This window comes from Labilibaculum filiforme, from assembly GCF_002843315.1.
Taxonomy (GTDB): domain Bacteria; phylum Bacteroidota; class Bacteroidia; order Bacteroidales; family Marinifilaceae; genus Labilibaculum; species Labilibaculum filiforme.
The window spans coordinates 196347-213465 of the sequence record NZ_MVDD01000001.1 but is presented as its reverse complement, the minus strand read 5'-3'; the positions used below and the strand labels follow the sequence as shown (position 1 = coordinate 213465).

Sequence of the window (17119 nt, the reverse complement as noted above, 5' to 3'; positions counted from 1 at the left end):
TAAATTTCAAATTTTTAGGAGCGAATACGACAGTAACCGCCAACATTCCCAGTTTTTACTATATTTGTTTTTCTTAATAAAATAGATAGATATGAAGTATAGCTTATTAGCCTTGTGTTTTGCCTTTTTAGTTTCCTGTTCGAGTTCCGATGATGAAAAAGATTACAGGTTGGAAAATGATGACGAGATTGCAGCTTATATTCTTGCCAATAATTTAGTGGCACAAAAAACGGCTTCGGGTTTGTACTACGTAATAGAAGAGCAGGGAACTGGTGCACAGTTAACTAGTTCTTCAAGTGTAACAGTTACTTACAAAGGTTCTTATACCTCGGGTACTGCTTTCGATGATAGTAAAGGCGAATTGGTCTCGTTTAGTTTGCAAAATGTAATTACTGGTTTTACTGAGGGACTTAGCTATTTTAATGAAGGTGGAAAAGGAATTTTGTTGATTCCTGCACATTTAGGTTATGGAAGTAAAGATTATAAGGAAATTCCTGGTGGTTCAGTACTTATTTTCGAAATAATAGTATACAGTCCTGAGATGATTGCAGAGAAGAATGAAGCTGATATTGTAGCTTATTTGGATGCAAATGATATCAATGCAACAAGAAGCGATACTGGTTTATATTATACTATTGAAGAGGAAGGGACAGGAGTTCAACCTACAGCTACTTCGAATGTAACAGTCGCTTATAAAGGTTACTATTTGGATGGAGAGGTTTTCGATGAAAGTGGTAGTAATGGAGTTTCTTTTGGTTTGAATCAGGTAATTAAGGGTTGGGCCGAAGGGATAACTTATTATAAAGAAGGAGGGAATGGAAAATTATTTATTCCTGCAGCATTAGCTTATGGTAACTACAATTATTCTACTATTCCTGGTGGTTCGGTGCTTATTTTCGATGTAAAATTAATTTCGGTGAACTAATTGAATTTGCGTATTTCTTCAAGCGATAAAAAGAATAAAAATGAAGTATAGTTTATTAGCCATTGTGTTTGCCTTTTTAGTTTCTTGCTCAAGTGGCTCTGAGAAAGATTATTCAGTAATCAGCGAGAAGCAGATTTCTGAATACATAAAGACAAATAAGTTGGAAGCCATAAGGAGTGAATCTGGTTTGTATTATGTGGTTGATGAGGCTGGCGAAGGAGAAAAACCTACTAGTGCTTCAACGGTTCAGGTTGCTTATAAAGGATATTATTTAAATGGCGAAGTTTTCGATGAAAGTAGCGATAGAGGTATTTCATTTCCATTAAAAAGAGTAATAAAAGGCTGGACCGAAGGAATCACTTATTATAAAGAAGGTGGAAAAGGAACACTTTTAGTTCCAGCTCATTTAGGATATGGAAATTACGATACAAATGGCATTCCAGGCGGTTCTGTTTTACTTTTCGATATTCATTTAATCGCTGTAAAAGAGTAATTATTTTTTACAAAATAAAAATAGAAAAAGTATGAAAGCACTTGAAGCCCATCAGGTAATCGAAAGAATTTCTCAATATATCGACCTAAGTGTTATTCCATTTGGGCAAAACAAGCGGTCTGTTGTTCGTGTTGATACTCGAAAGCCAATGTATGGTGGTAATGGCATTGTTTATCTTTTGCAAATGTTCGATGCCGAGGAGTTAATCAACAATCGGATTGGTTGTTTTATGGTTTTTTTAAACAAGCACGATCAAGCCGGATTTCACGATCATGGTCCTCGTGGCGAAGAAGAAATTTACGTGGTAATGCACGGCGAAGGAGAGTATTCCGATAAAGCTGGTGTAGATGGTCAAGTAAGAAGTCACAAAATTACTAAGGGGAACATTACGGCGGTAAGTGGAACAGGTTTTCATTCGGTACAAAACACCACCGACGAACCACTCATTATTTTTGTGATTACTACGAATAAAGCATAGCTAAAAGCTATAAAATATAGGAAAAGGAAGCAGAGATGCTTCCTTTTTTTTTGCTTCTCTCAACATTGAACAAGCAAGCCTGACACTGTGGCAAAGACAGTAGCTAATTACGAATTATAAATTAGGAATTAAGAATTTATTTTGGAGTTTTCGTCTAAAAATCCTCGAGCCTGAAGGGCTCAAACCCCAATAACCCAGGGTAAATGAGCACAGCGAATGTCACCCTGGGCACTAGAGGTAGCAGTACATACCGACGCAAGTAAAATTGTCATTTGGAAAGCATGACTTTTTTGCGTCGGAATAGCAATAAAATAAATTACAAATACGATTTAACCACGAAGAACGGCACGAAGAACACAAAGTTTTTATCTCCCAAAAATAGCAATGATCTGTTTTTTTTTAATTAAAAATTGGAGAATTCATTTTGGAGTTCTGTGCTTAAGAAATAACAATGTTCTATTTGCAACTCTTCCCAAACTTTTAAGAATGATCAAGAGAATTTAAAAAGAGCCTCACGCAAGTGTGAAGCTCTCTATTGTAATGTATTTTTATGCTTCTATTTCTTCGGGGATTGAATTGTGTTTTTTATAGTTGAAGTAAGCAGTTAAGCTTAATATCAAAAGAATTGCAATCGAGTAGTACACCCAAGTTGGAACTGGTACAGGATCTCCTTTTGCGTAAGAATGCATCCCTGCCAAATAGTAGTTCACACCAAAATAGGTCATTAAAATTGAACTATAGCCCCAAACCGAAGCAATATTAAAGGAGTAAACCGATTTTAAACCTGGAATAAAGCGCATGTGTAACACAAAGCTATACACCAAAATACTTACCAGTGCCCAAGTCTCTTTTGGATCCCAGCCCCAGTATCGTCCCCACGATTCGTTGGCCCAAATTCCACCCAGAAAAGTTCCAATAGTAAGAAAGTACAAACCAATAGTCATGGTCATTTCGCTAATGCGAGAAAGGTCGGTTACGGTTCCTTTAATGCGCTCCAAATTTTTCTTACTCTGCAAATTGAATAGAAAAAGGTTGATCATGCCTAAAATAGCTGCTAAAGCAAGAAATCCGTAGCTAGCAGTAATAATTGCCACATGAATGGTTAGCCAATACGATTTAAGTACCGGAACCAAGTTGGTAACCTCTGGACTCATCCAACTTAAATGAGCGACAAAAAGTGTTAATCCGGCAAGCACAGATGTTGCGGCTAAAGCAAAATCTGATTTTTTCACAAAAATAAATCCGGAAAGCAAACAAGCCCAAGCAACGTAGGTCATCGACTCAAAACCATTACTCCAGGGCGCATGACCGGAAATGTACCATCTGGCAGCCAAACCCGTTGTATGTAAAATAAATCCGATTCCTAATATCAGCATAGCGCTTCGCATGATCCATTTCATCGGAAATTTCGGATGGATGATCTGAATCACTAGAAATACGATCAAAAAGAAGCCAATTAGCAAGTAGTAAGGGAATAACCTTTTAAAGATGTTGACATTATTGTATAGAATTTCAATTTTTTGTTTGATTGGGGAAGGAATAACGTTCTGCGCAAATCGGTTTTGATAGGTTTTTATTCCTGCAATGTAATTATCGGCGTTTGTATAATCACCGTTATTTAAGGCTTGTCCCAACATTAACACCGATTTTTTTACAAACAGAGAATCATCGCCCGAAAGATGGATTGGTTCGGTAGGATTGTACCAAGCATGCATGTCGTCATTCGGGTCGGGGAATAGCTTTAAAAATTCGCCGGTAAACACCATGTAAGTAATATTAATTCTTTCATCCACCGAAATAATTTCCTTATCGTAAGCCGAGCGTTGCGATGGTTTTAGCGAATAGGCGTTCTGTACTTGTTGTGAAAGTTTATATTGCCCTTGCACATTTAAAAAGTGTTGGAACGATCCATATTTACCCGAAATACCAAGTTCTTTTGCTAAATCTGCATTTCCAACCTTAATCATGGCAACGGTTTGCCACTGCTGTGGATTTACAATCATACTTAAAAATACCTGTTCGGCAGGATATCCTTGAAATTTATTCTTTTTAGTGATTTTACGAACAATCTCACTGGCCATAGTATTAATTGGCTCGAATCTACCACCATTATCTTGCACCAATAGTTTTCCAAAATCTTGCGATTGTTTTAATGGAACGATTGGTAAAACTTCATTTTGAGCAGATGCAGGCAAAACACTACCAGCAACAAGGAAAGCTAAAACTGCAATTGTTTTTGCGCTTTTCGATTTTGCGCCCAAAGTTTTAAAACGGGTAAACGGATTAATCAGCGACCAAGCCATACCCAACATCAGAATAAAATAACCAAAGTAGGTAATCATCATTCCCCAATGGTCGTGATTTACGGAAAGAACAGTTCCTTTTTCATCGGTATCGTAGGAGGCCTGAAAAAATCTATATCCTTCGTATTTTAGGATGTTATTCATGAAAATGCGATGGTTTTGTTCAATGCCATTTTTTTTGTCGTGAAGAGTTACTTCGCTGGCAAATGACGATGGACTGTTGGAACCTGGATATCTGTCTAAAATAAATTTATTTAATTGCAGCGAGAATGGAATTTCAATATTTTTTGGCCCATAAGCAATCGCAACATCAATACCATTAATTGATAAATTGCTTGGAGCACTCACATAATTTCCAGCGCCTTTCACGATCAATTCTTTGTGTTCGTTTCCACTTTTCACATCAAAAACCAATACGCTAGGAGCATTTTTATCCTCCCCTTGAATGTATTTGTAAATCGCGGCAGGGAAAAAGTTTTTAATAACGATTTTACTACCCTTTAAATCGTATAGTTTTTTAGGCGAAATTACGTGCCACTTGTTGGCATCCATAGCAATCGGATCTCCTCCCATCATACTAACTTCCGAAAAGTCAAAAGGACTGTTCATTCGAAGGCTATCGGTGTAATCAAAAACAACAGAATTTGAATTCGCAGGACCTCCAAAACTTAATAGATTGCCACTAATGTTTTTCTGATCCATGTATTCAAGAGTAAAACTTTGCATTCCCGACATTCCTTCGTTACCAACTGCTACCATTTCCATAATCGGCTTGCCGTTCATGCTTTGTGCAATAGTCGATTGAGCATTAAGAATTAGGGTTCTTAGCGAAATCTCAACCTCCTTATTATCGATATCTAAACGATTATGGTATTCGGTAGTCTTAACCGATGAAACAGTAACTTTTTCGCTCTCTCTATTAATTTGTCCATTCGCTTGTAACTGAACGTCAATAAAGGAACTCATAGTAGTAATTTGATTCGTAGTTTGTCCTTCTCGGATATGCATGTTGCCTTCGTAGCCAATATATCGGGTAACACCTGATCCAATAAAAATAACAATGAATGCCGCATGAAAAAGGAATATAGACCATTTCTCTTTTTTGTAGAGTTTGTAACGGAAAATATTCACTACTAGGTTAATTGCTAATAAAAGTAGTAGGAGCTCAAACCACCAGGCATCGTAAACCAATGCACGAGCCGCAGGAGTTCCGAAATCATTTTCGATAAAGGTTGCAGTTCCAATCGAGAACGCAAATAAAATGATGAGCACTCCCATCATTTGCATAGAGAATAGGAAATTCAGAAACTTATTCATATTTAATAAAATTTTATTTCGTGTGTCAAATTTTATAGCTATTCGGAATAAAGCCTTATGTCCCGTATGTTGCCGAATATGGGAGTTCAAGATACGCTTTTCTTTATAATATAAAAACAGGCCCAATAGTACCTCAGGTGAACATTATAATATGGTTTTTTCATCGAATTCGTGTAACTTGTTGTGAGTAAGATGATCTCTTTTCTAAAGTATGACATTTGTCTTTATTATCGAAGATAAATATCTGTTGTGCCTAGGAAAAATAGTAAGTATTAAATACGATAAAGGCTGTGTTTATTAAGATTAAAAACAAATTAAGTTGGTCCTGTTTGTATAATCATTGGTACGAAAAGCTTGAATATCAAGAATAGTAAAGGATAAAAAGGTATTAAAATTTAAATATAATAAATTTAAATAATCTTCTAATGTTGAAATACATCATTAATCTATTTAGTATTGCATTATAATCTATAGCATTACTGTGTTAATACACAGTTTTTTAATGGAAACCTATCCTAATAAACTATGAAGAATCTACTACGTCTGTTTTTTGTCCTATTTTTAGGATTAGTGCCACTAATAAGTATGGCACAGTTATCTTTTAATGGGGAACTTCGTCCGCGTACGGAGTATCGCCATGGTTTAAAATCCTTATTTAATGCCACCGATGATGCTGCTTTTTTTACCTCTCAGCGCACTCGTCTTAATTTGAATTACAACGACTCCAAATTCCGGGTAGGCTTGTCTGTGCAGGATGTTAGAGTATGGGGAGATGTTGCCCAACTAAACATGTCCGATGAAAATCAGTTAATGTTGCATGAAGCATGGGGTGAGATACTTTTTAACGAAGATTTATCTTTAAAAGTTGGTCGTCAGGAATTGGTTTACGACGATTCAAGAATTTTAGGTAATGTGGGTTGGGCGCAACAAGCCAGAAGTCACGATTTAGCATTGTTAAAGTGGAATACCGACGAAAATGGTCAATTTCATATTGGTTTGGCGGTTAATAATGATAGTGAAGATCTAAAAAGAACATTATATAACACAAGCTACAAAAACATGCAGTTTGCATGGTACAACCGAAAATCCGGGCAATTCGACTTTAGCTTGTTGTTTATGAATGTAGGAATTCAGGTGGATGAAGCAATAGTTGGAGATCCTGAGGATTTAACTTCAAAATACAATCAAACTTTTGGTACGATTATGAACTATCGTCCGGGTAAGATTTCATTAACAGGTTCGCTTTATGCTCAAACAGGAGAACATGCCTCGGGGAAAGATATTAGTGCTCACATGTTTAATGTAGGAATGAATTTTCCTGTAGCTGCTAACTGGAAAGGGAATTTGGGTATTGAAGTGCTTTCGGGTACAGATTCGAACGAAGCTGACGATTATAATTCATTTACTCCCTTATTTGGTACCAACCACAAATTTAATGGTCACATGGATTATTTTTATGTTGGCAACCATGTTGGTACAGTAGGTCTTCAGGATATTTATGGTGGATTAAACTATGCGAAGGATAAATTTTCTTTTGCAACAGCAGTACATGCATTTTCATCACAGGCCGATTTATACAGCGGAACAGAGAAGCAGGATAAGTATTTAGGAACTGAAATCGATCTTTCTGTAGCTTACAAATATTCTGGCAATGTAACGTTTCAAGCAGGTTATTCTCAGATGTTTGCTTCCGATTCTATGCAAGCATTAAAAGGTGGTGACAAAGACGAAACTCAGAACTGGGGATGGGTAATGCTTGTTTTTACCCCTGATTTCTTAAAAAAATAATGCCACAGGCAAATCCTATACTCAAAACTTTTGCTAATGAGAAAACTATTCAAATTTCTAACACCTCCACCACAATGGAAACTGCCGGTTTTGGTGTCTTTGGGAATTTTTGTTGGACTTGGCTTTTATGTGCTTTACCTTTCAAAGGCAGCATCGTATTTGTCCGACAATCCCGAGACTTGCGTGAACTGCCATGTTATGGCACCGCAATTTGCCACTTATCAGCATAGTTCTCATCGCGAAGTAGCTACTTGTAACGATTGTCATGTTCCGCATAACAATGTAATTAACAAGTACTATTTTAAGGCTAAAGATGGCTTGCGACATGCAAGTATGTTTGCCTTGCGAATGGAACCGGAAGTTATCTTTATTTTGGAGGAAGGCAAGAAGGTGGTTCATAACAATTGCATTCGTTGCCACAGTCAAACGCTTACTGATCCAAAATTAGCATCTCAGGTGCCAAATCATGCTCACAATACGCAAGATCGTGTATGTTGGGAATGTCACCGGGAGGTTCCTCACGGACGGGTAAATAGTCTGTCGAGTGTTCCAAATGCTAGAGTTCCACTACCTGAAAGTCCAATACCAGATTGGTTGCAGGAATATATGAAAGAATCAAAATCAGAAAACCAATAAAACCTAAATACAAAAGCATATGAAACCAATACAAGAATCTGTAGGCAAAAAACCAATGTTGGGATGGGCTATCTTCCTGATAACCTTGGTGGTTGTATTCCTACTTGGATTGTTAGCTTCATCAATAATGGAACGTAGAGCAGAATCTGTTTTTGCATATACTCCACAAGTTAAGCACGATCAGTGGGAGCCACGTAACGAAGTTTGGGGGGAGAATTTCCCAAGAGAATTTGAAACTTATTACGAGACATCCGACACTTCATTCCGTAGTAAATACAATGGTAGTGCAATGATCGATATGTTGGAGGTGGATCCAAGATTAGTTGTACTTTGGGCTGGTTACGACTTTTCAAAAGAGTACAATCAAGGGCGTGGTCACTACTATGCCATCGAGGATGTAACAAATATTTTACGTACCGGCGGACCAACAGATGAAAATGATGGCCCAATGCCAGCAACTTGTTGGACTTGTAAAGGTCCTGATGTACCTCGTTTGATGAATGAAATTGGGGTTGCAGAGTTTTACAAAGGGAAATGGGCAGGAAAAGGACACGAAATTGTAAATCCTATTGGATGTGCCGATTGTCACGATGCCGAAACCATGAACTTAAGAATTTCCCGTCCTACTTTGATTGAAGCTTTCGAGCGTCAGGGAAAAGATATTAGTAAAGCAACTCACCAGGAGATGCGTTCATTAGTATGTGCTCAGTGTCATGTGGAGTATTACTTTGATAAGAAGCGCGTTGAAGGAGCTAATTACCTTACTTTACCTTGGGATAAAGGAATGAGTGTTGAGGCTATGGAAGAGTACTATGATGAAATTGAGTTTAGTGATTGGACTCATCAATTGAGTAAGGCTCCAATGTTGAAAGCTCAACATCCAGGATATGAAGTGTACATGAAAGGAATTCATGCCGATCGTGGTGTTTCTTGTGCCGATTGCCATATGCCATACAAATCGGAAGGTGGACAAAAATTTACGGATCACCATATTCAGTCTCCTTTGAATAATGTATCTAACTCTTGTCAGGTTTGTCACCGTGAGGAGACCGATAAATTGATTCAAAACGTATATACTCGTCAGGATCAGATTATTGAAAATCGCGATAAATTGGAAGAATTATTGGTTCGTGCACATGTTGAAGCTGCAAAAGCTTGGGAATTAGGTGCTACCGAAGCTGAAATGAAATCTGTATTAATGGGCATTCGTCACGGACAATGGCGTTGGGATTATGCTGCGGCTTCTCACGGTGGATCTTTCCACGCTCCAACAGAAATTGGTCGTGTAATTTCTACGGGTATTGTTAGTGCTCAGGAGGCGAGAATTTCTTTAGCAAGAATTTTTGCGAAATATGGTTTTAACGAAGAAGTTGCTTATCCGGATATCGCTACGAAAGCTAAAGCTCAGAAATTTATTGGTCTTGATATTGATAAATTAAATCAGGAGAAAGCTGAATTTAAGAAAAATCTTGTTCCTCAGTGGGAGAAAAAAGCGAAAGAACGCGAAAGTACTTATCAGGTGAAAATGTAGTAAACATTTCATTCTAAATGGATGATTAAATGAATATGCCGCTCCATAAGGGTGGCATATTTTTTATATTTAGAGGATTAATAGCCTTTATAAAAGTTATTTTTTCAAGCGTCTAAAACTTTTATCTAATTGGTTGATAGTAGATATGAATAAAAACACAAAAGCCTTATGGCAATCGCCTTGGGGATATTCCGAGAGTTTTTTATTAAGCTTTGGTTTCCTTTTTATCGGATTTGCCCTTGAGTATACAAGTGGTACTAGTTCTTTTGGAGCAATTGTATTTCCTTATAATTTAATTTTTGGAGGTATTTACATATTGCAGATCGTTCTGGTCTATTTTTTTATCCGAAATACAGCAACATTTAAGTTTCTTTCCGGAATACCGGCATCTATAGGTGCAATTGTTGCCTTAAGTGTCTTGGTTGTTATAATGGGAGTAACATCTCAAGTACCTATGCAAGAAAAGGGATTTGTTAACAACTTTGGCTTAAATAGAATCACCAGCTCTATTCCTTTTTTACTCATCAATTTTTATTTGCTTTTTATTCTGGCAATGGTGGTTATTCGAAGGTTGTTTCCGCTAAAATGGAGCAATTGGGGATTTATTTGTAGCCACCTAGGTTTGTGGATTACTGTATTTGCAGCAGGTATTGGATCTGGCGATTTGCAACGCCTTCGCATGGATTTAATTGAGAATAGAATTGAAGGAAGAGCTTACGATGCGAAAGGAAATTATTTTGAATTGCCATTAGCAATTAAATTAAACGATTTTAAAATTGAAGAGTTTCGTCCAAAATTGGCTGTGGTGGATAATACAACGGGAACACTTTATGAAGCCAGCAAACCTTCCCTAATTATGATTGAAGATGGTTTAAGATGTAAGCTTCACGATTGGAAAATTGAGTTGGAGGAGTTTTATGTAACCTCTGGTAGGGCAGGAGACAGGTACTACCCAATTGTCGATTTAGGAGCGGCTCCTGCAGCAAAGGTGAAGCTGGTAACTCCGGCAAAAGATACAATCACTGGTTGGATTAGCTGTGGTAGTTTTAATCGTCCTCACGAATCTTTAAAAATTGATGATCGATTTTCCTTACTGATGACTGTGCCAGAACCTAAAAGATTTTCATCCGAAGTAAGCATTTTTACTCCCGATGGCCGAAAACAGGAGCAAACGCTCGAAGTAAACAAATCGTTTACTGTGAACGGATGGAAAATCTATCAGTTAAGTTACGATGAAAAAATGGGGATTTACTCTAGCAAGAGTATTGTAGAGATGGTAAAAGATCCATGGCAAGTATACGTTTATATTGGTGTGTTTATGATGATGATAGGTGCTGTCTACATGTTTTGGCGAGGAAATAAAGTGAAAAATGAAGAAACAATTAATGTTGTTTCAGATTAAAGCTTAGTGTTGGTAATAATTGTAGCATTTAAAGTTTCGAATAATGATATGGAGCCATTTTTTATTGGCAGCAGGAATCAGCACAGGTACTTGGGTACTGGCTGTTTTTTTGCCCAAGAGGGTATTAATTAGAAATATATTGGTGCTTGCAGGAATTGCGAGTATTGCCATTTTTATAGCCTATTTATGGTTTAGTCTAGAGCGTCCGCCATTACGAACATTGGGGGAAACGCGTTTGTGGTATGCCTTTTTTTTGCCAATAATTGGTTTTTTAACCTATTGGCGATGGCGTTACAATTGGATGTTGTATTACAGTCTGGGTTTATCTTTACTCTTTCTGTTTATTAACTATTTACATCCCGAGAACTTTTCTAAAACCTTAATGCCAGCCTTGCAAAGTCCTTGGTTTGTGCCTCATGTAGTAGTTTATATTTTTGCCTATGCATTCTTAGCGGCCTCCTCTTTGGTTGCAGTTCGTGGTTTGTATCAGGAATATAAAAGCGACTTGCAGCCTAAAGTCATGCTCATGGCCGATAATTTGGTGTATTTGGGATTTGCTTTTCTAACCTTAGGCCTACTTTTTGGAGCTTTGTGGGCAAAAGAAGCTTGGGGGCATTATTGGACATGGGATCCAAAAGAAACTTGGGCATTTATCACTTGGTTGGGTTATTTGGTCTACATTCACCGTCGTTTCCATATGCCAGCAAAATTTAAATCATCCTTATGGATATTGGCTCTCGCTTTTGTAATTCTACTAATTTGTTGGTTTGGAGTAAACTATCTGCCTTCAGCACAGTTTAGTGTGCATACCTACAGTCAGCAACCTTAAAAATATAAGATAAAAAAAAACGCCGTTTCAGTTCGAAACGGCGTTTTTTTATGCTTGTAGCTAAAAGCTTGTAACTAATAGATTATCCTTCAATTTTATGAAGAACCATTTTCTTGGCTACTTCAATTGCTTTTTCCAATCCTTTGGAATCTTTACCACCAGCCGATGCAAAGAATGGCTGACCACCTCCGCCACCTTGAATCTCTTTGGCAGCTTCACGAATAATGGCTCCGGCATTCAAATCGTATTCTTTAACCAGATTATCGGAGAACATGATAGTAATATTTGCTTTTCCATCTAAATCGGCACCCGAAATAAATACCAGGTTTTCCAATTCACCTTTTAGTTGGAATGCAATATCTTTAATATCGCCTGCGCTAGCCGTGGAAATAGGTTCTGCAATAATGTTAATATCTTTCGTTATCGAGATATTTCCTTTCAAATTATTCTTAATCACTTTCAGGCGATCTTTCATAAAGCCATCCAAATCTTTCTTTAAATCTGAATTTTCATTCATTAAATCAGTAATGTTTTTAATCAGATTTTGATTCGATTTAAAGATGCGTTCAATATCCTTTAAGGTGTTTAGCTTATCGGTTATAAATTGTTCAGCTCTTACAGCAGTAATTGCTTCAATTCTTCTTACTCCGGCAGCAATTGCACTCTCCGATGTAATTTTGAAATATCCAATTTGACCAGTTGCCTGAACATGGGTTCCTCCGCATAGTTCAACGGAATCATTAAATTTAATAACACGTACCAAATCACCGTATTTTTCCCCAAACAATGCCATAGCACCAAGATCTACTGCTTCAGCCATGGGAATATTGTTTTTTATTTCGATGGAAGCATTCTCGCGAATTTTTTGATTCACGATTTCTTCTACTTTGGCAATTTCTTCTTCGCTTAGTTTCTGAAAATGAGAAAAATCGAAACGCAAATGATCAGCAGTAACAAGAGATCCCTTTTGCTCTACATGCTCGCCTAAAATAGAACGAAGCGCGTGGTGCATTAGGTGAGTTGCTGTGTGGTTATTTGCAATTAAAGTACGTTTACTCTCGTTAACTTTGGCTTTAAAAACAACGGTTGGATCTTTTGGCAATTCTTTTGTGAAATGCACGATTAATCCATTTTCTTTTTTGGTGTCGACAATAGAGATTTTTTCTCCGTTTGCTTCAAGGTAACCAGTATCTCCAATTTGACCGCCACTTTCACCATAAAAAGGAGTGATGTTGAAAACCAATTGGAACAAATCTTTATCTTTCGAAGAAATTTTGCGGTAACGGGTAATTCTTACATCTGCAGAAAGGTAATCGTAACCAATAAACTCTTCTACATCATCTTTCAATATTTCTACCCAATCGCCTGTTTCAACAGCTGTTGCCGAACGGGAGCGATTCTTTTGAGCTTCCATTTCTTCGTTAAACTCTCTGCGATTAATCACCAAATTATTTTCTTTCAAAATTAATTCCGTTAAATCCAAAGGAAAACCATAAGTGTCATACAATTCAAAAGCTACCTTACCCGAAACAACTTTATAATCTTCCGACTTTGTTTTGTCTATAATTTGATCCAAAAGGCGAATTCCATTCTCAAGAGTTCTAAGGAATGAGTTTTCCTCTTCCATAACCACTTTCTCGATTAACTCTTGTTGTTTTACCAATTCAGGGAAATGATTTCCCATCACTTCAATAAGTACTTGAACTAAACGGTACATAAATGGTTCCTTGAATCCCAGAAAAGTGTAACCATAGCGAACAGCTCTTCTTAAAATTCTGCGAATAACATATCCTGCTTTATTATTGGAAGGCAATTGTCCATCAGTAATTGCAAAAGCAATGGTTCTAATGTGGTCGGCAATTACTCGAAGAGCAATATCAACTTCCGCATTTTTCCCATACTCTTTCGCACTCATTTTTGCGATAGCCTGAATAATTGGTTGGAATACATCGGTATCGTAGTTGGAAGTTTTGCCTTGCATGGCCATACACAAACGCTCAAAACCCATTCCTGTATCAACATGCTGATGAGGCAAAGCTTCTAAAGAACCATCTGCCTTGCGATTGTATTGCATGAATACCAAATTCCAAATTTCAATTACCTGCGGATGGTCATTATTTACTAAATCACGACCTGCAACTAGTTTTCGTTCTTCTTCGCTACGTAAATCAACATGAATTTCGGAACAAGGACCACATGGACCGGTATCACCCATTTCCCAGAAATTATCCTTTTTGTTTCCATTGATGATTTGTTCCAAAGGAAGAAATTTTTCCCACAATGCTGCAGCTTTATCATCTCGACCTAATTTATCTTCATCGCTACCTTCAAAAACAGAAGCATATAATCTTTCTTTTGGTAGTTTATAAACTTCAGTAAGAAGTTCCCAAGCCCAATTAATTGCATCTTCTTTAAAATAATCACCAAAAGACCAGTTGCCTAACATTTCAAACATAGTATGATGGTAGGTGTCGTGACCTACTTCTTCTAAATCGTTATGTTTTCCCGAAACACGTAAGCATTTTTGAGAGTTGGCAATTCGTTTGTATTTTATTGGTGAGTTCCCAAGAAAAATATCTTTAAATTGATTCATTCCCGCATTGGTAAACATTAAAGTTGGATCATCTTTAATAACCATTGGTGCCGAAGAAACAGTTTTATGTTGTTTGGAGGCAAAGAAATCCAAAAATGCCTGTCTGATTTCGTTAGAATTCATCTGTAATTATGTTTTGTTTCACTGAGATTTGTATGCTTAGCTTGCAAAGTTAGATTATTTCCTTAATTTTGTTAGCTGTGGAGGAAAAAAGTTTAGTCTTTTTTCAGTAAATTCAATCTAAAAATATTACATGGCGAAGACTAAGTATCGGTTTAACCCAGAGTCTATTAGTTACGAAAAAGTAGAGGCTAATTTTAAGACGAAAATAATTAACGTTCTTAAGCACATGGCTTCAAGTTCAGTACTTGCTATTGTTATGGTGGTAGTATTGTTCTATTTTTTTGGATCCCCAAAGGAAAGATCTCTCATTCGTGAAAATCAGCAGTTAGTGGCTCAATATACTCGTCTTAATACAGAATTAACGAAGTTACAGAGCGTTTTAACGGATCTCGAACAACGCGACGATAATATTTATCGCGTTATTTTTGAGGCGGAACCAATTCATTCCAATATTCGAAAAGCTGGTTACGGTGGTGTGAACCGATATAGTAATTTAGAGAATCTGGAAAATTCAGAATTGGTTATTTCAACCAGTAAAAAAATTGACCGTATTGCTAAGTCAATGTATGTTCAAACCAAATCATACGATAGTGTTGAGGAAATGGTAAAGAACAAGTTTAAAATGCTTGCGTCAATTCCTGCTATAATGCCTATTGCAATAAAAGATTTTGGAAGAATTTCATCGGGTTACGGTTGGAGAATGCATCCGATTTATAAAACCCGTAAATTTCACGACGGAATGGATTTTAATGGAACCATTGGTACTCCTATATACGCAACTGGCGATGGTGTAGTTAGTTATGTGAATCTAGAAAGAGGGTACGGTAAAAAAGTTGTGATTGATCATGGGTTTGGATACAAAACTGTCTATGCTCATCTCGATGGATATAATGTAAAAGCAGGACAGAGTGTAAGGCGAGGAGAAGTTATTGCATTTCTTGGAAATACGGGCTCATCAACAGGGCCTCATATTCATTACGAAGTGAGGAAAAATAATAGAACAATAGACCCGATTAATTACTTTTTTAACGATTTAACAGCCGACGAATATGACAGTATGGTTGCTTACGCTGCTAACACTGGTCAAACAATGGATTAGTTCTATCGAAGGAAAATCGGAAAACATAAAAAAGTGGCACGAAAAATCTTATTTCGTGCCATTTTATTTGTTACTTTAGATGATAAATTGTTCTAATCGGTTCATTTCTAAACAATTTATTTGGTTTGTGAAATTTAAATCGTAACAATAGTGCCTTACAGAGAAAAAAAAATCGAAAAACTATATTACGCCATTGGTGAAGTAGCTGATATGTTTCAGGTAAATACATCTTTGATTCGATTTTGGGAAAAGGAATTTGATATCATAAAACCAAAAAAGAATAAGAAGGGAAATCGATTTTTCACACAAGCAGATATTGAAAATTTTCACCTAATATTTCATTTAGTAAAAGAAAGGGGAATGACTCTAAAAGGAGCCCAGTTAAAACTAAAAGAAAATAAAGAAGATACAGAAAATAATTTTGCGGTTGTTACTCGTTTACAGGAAATCAAAGAGCTGCTTCTTGAGATTAAAGAGGAGTTGTAATCATTAAATTTTAGTAAAATTGAAAATAAGAGATGTTGTTTCATCGATTGAGGAGATGGCTCCACTAACTTATCAGGAATCGTATGACAATTCCGGTTTGTTGGTCGGTACTTACAACTCAGATGTTTCCGGAGTACTTATTTGTTTAGATGTTGTTGAAAGTGTAGTGGAGGAGGCAATTAAAAAAGGAGTGAATTTAATTATTGCTCATCATCCTATTATTTTTAAGGGTTTGAAACGCTTTAATGGGAGTAATTATGTAGAGAGAACAGTAATTCTTGCCATTCAAAATAATATTGCAATTTATGCAGCTCATACTAATCTTGATTCGGTTAAAGGTGGTGTAAGCGATCGTATCTGCGATTTAATAGGGCTTAAAAATAGGAGAATATTATCTCCGGTTCGCGAAGATCTTTTTAAATTGGTGACCTATGTTCCTAATAAGTTTGCACAAAAAGTAAGAGATGCCTTGTTCCAGGCAGGAGCTGGAAGCATTGGAAATTACGATTCTTGTAGCTATTCCGTTGAAGGAACCGGAAGTTTTAGAGGTGGAGAGAATACAGATCCTTTTGTAGGTGAAAAAGGAAAGTTACATTTAGAACCTGAAGTTCGTTTGGAAATTATATTTCCGAAACATTTAAAAGGCAGAATTAGTGAGGCACTACTTAAAAATCATCCTTACGAGGAGATTGCTTTTGATATATATCAACTCGAAAATGAAAATAAACAGGTAGGCCTAGGAATGATTGGTGAACTTTCAGTTCCCGAAGAGCCGCTTTTATTCTTAAAAAGGATAAAGGAAATATTTGGATCGGCATGTGTAAAGCATACCGAAATAAGTAAGAAGGAAATTAAAACTGTTGCAGTATGTGGGGGGAGCGGAAGCTTTCTGCTTCGCAAGGCAATTAACCAAAAAGCAGATATTTACGTGTCAGGAGATTTTAAATATCATGAGTTTTTTGATGCCGAAGGCAGAATAATAATTGCCGATATAGGACATTATGAAAGTGAACAATTTACAAGAGACGTTTTTTATGAGATTGTTACAAAAAAATTCCCTAACTTTGCGGTTTATATTTCAGAGATAAATTCGAATCCAATAAATTATTTGTAAAA

General features: G+C 36.7%; 13 protein-coding genes. 11 read left to right on the top strand and 2 right to left on the bottom strand.

Going from position 1 to position 17119, the window contains the following annotated elements:
• Positions 1 to 91: 91 nt before the first annotated feature.
• From BZG02_RS20950 to BZG02_RS00840, 3 genes are read left to right on the top strand one after another with little or no spacing between them, the layout of a single operon-like run.
• Positions 92 to 925 carry an FKBP-type peptidyl-prolyl cis-trans isomerase gene (locus BZG02_RS20950; protein WP_218972111.1) on the top strand — a complete coding sequence of 278 codons (834 nt, stop codon included), beginning with the start codon at positions 92 to 94 and terminating at the stop codon, positions 923 to 925.
• 40 nt (positions 926 to 965) lie between these two features.
• Positions 966 to 1418 carry an FKBP-type peptidyl-prolyl cis-trans isomerase gene (locus BZG02_RS00845; RefSeq protein WP_101259517.1) on the top strand — a complete coding sequence of 151 codons (453 nt, stop codon included), beginning with the start codon at positions 966 to 968 and terminating at the stop codon, positions 1416 to 1418.
• A gap of 31 nt (positions 1419 to 1449) precedes the next feature.
• On the top strand, positions 1450 to 1896 hold the full coding sequence (locus BZG02_RS00840; protein ID WP_101259516.1) for a cupin domain-containing protein: 447 nt from the start codon (positions 1450 to 1452) through the stop codon (positions 1894 to 1896).
• Between the two features lie 548 nt (positions 1897 to 2444).
• Here BZG02_RS00840 and BZG02_RS00835 read toward each other — a convergent pair.
• On the bottom strand, positions 2445 to 5516 hold the full coding sequence (locus BZG02_RS00835) for a cytochrome c biogenesis protein (protein ID WP_101259515.1): 3072 nt from the start codon (positions 5514 to 5516) through the stop codon (positions 2445 to 2447).
• A gap of 525 nt (positions 5517 to 6041) precedes the next feature.
• Here BZG02_RS00835 and BZG02_RS00830 point away from each other — a divergent pair.
• From BZG02_RS00830 to ccsA, 5 genes are all read left to right on the top strand, one after another.
• On the top strand, positions 6042 to 7304 hold the full coding sequence (locus BZG02_RS00830; RefSeq protein WP_101259514.1) for an alginate export family protein: 1263 nt from the start codon (positions 6042 to 6044) through the stop codon (positions 7302 to 7304).
• Positions 7305 to 7340: 36 nt separating this feature from the next.
• A complete protein-coding gene (gene nrfH, locus BZG02_RS00825; RefSeq protein WP_101259513.1) occupies positions 7341 to 7940 on the top strand; it encodes a cytochrome c nitrite reductase small subunit in 600 nt (199 codons plus the stop codon).
• Between the two features lie 19 nt (positions 7941 to 7959).
• Entirely contained in the window at positions 7960 to 9471 is a 1512-nt protein-coding gene (gene nrfA / locus BZG02_RS00820; RefSeq protein WP_101259512.1) for an ammonia-forming cytochrome c nitrite reductase, read from the top strand.
• 145 nt (positions 9472 to 9616) lie between these two features.
• Positions 9617 to 10873 (top strand): cytochrome c biogenesis ResB family protein, encoded by a 1257-nt coding sequence (locus BZG02_RS00815; RefSeq protein ID WP_101259511.1) that lies wholly within the window; start codon positions 9617 to 9619, stop codon positions 10871 to 10873.
• 43 nt (positions 10874 to 10916) lie between these two features.
• Positions 10917 to 11702, top strand: a complete 786-nt coding sequence (gene ccsA, locus BZG02_RS00810; RefSeq protein WP_101259510.1) for a cytochrome c biogenesis protein CcsA — start codon at positions 10917 to 10919, stop codon at positions 11700 to 11702.
• An 82-nt stretch (positions 11703 to 11784) separates the two neighbouring features.
• Here the strand turns inward: ccsA and alaS are convergent, their stop codons facing one another.
• Positions 11785 to 14418 carry an alanine--tRNA ligase gene (gene alaS, locus BZG02_RS00805; RefSeq protein ID WP_101259509.1) on the bottom strand — a complete coding sequence of 878 codons (2634 nt, stop codon included), beginning with the start codon at positions 14416 to 14418 and terminating at the stop codon, positions 11785 to 11787.
• Positions 14419 to 14548: 130 nt separating this feature from the next.
• Here alaS and BZG02_RS00800 point away from each other — a divergent pair, with 130 nt between their 5' ends.
• The 3 genes from BZG02_RS00800 (at position 14549) to BZG02_RS00790 (ending at position 17117) form a co-directional block, all read left to right on the top strand.
• Entirely contained in the window at positions 14549 to 15517 is a 969-nt protein-coding gene (locus tag BZG02_RS00800) for a M23 family metallopeptidase (RefSeq protein ID WP_101259508.1), read from the top strand.
• Positions 15518 to 15667: 150 nt separating this feature from the next.
• Positions 15668 to 16003, top strand: coding sequence for a MerR family transcriptional regulator (locus BZG02_RS00795; RefSeq protein WP_101259507.1), 336 nt, complete (start codon positions 15668 to 15670; stop codon positions 16001 to 16003).
• A gap of 19 nt (positions 16004 to 16022) precedes the next feature.
• The gene (locus BZG02_RS00790) at positions 16023 to 17117 is read left to right on the top strand and encodes a Nif3-like dinuclear metal center hexameric protein (RefSeq protein WP_101259506.1); all 1095 of its coding nucleotides are present in this window, start codon (positions 16023 to 16025) and stop codon (positions 17115 to 17117) included.
• Positions 17118 to 17119 lie beyond the last annotated feature (2 nt).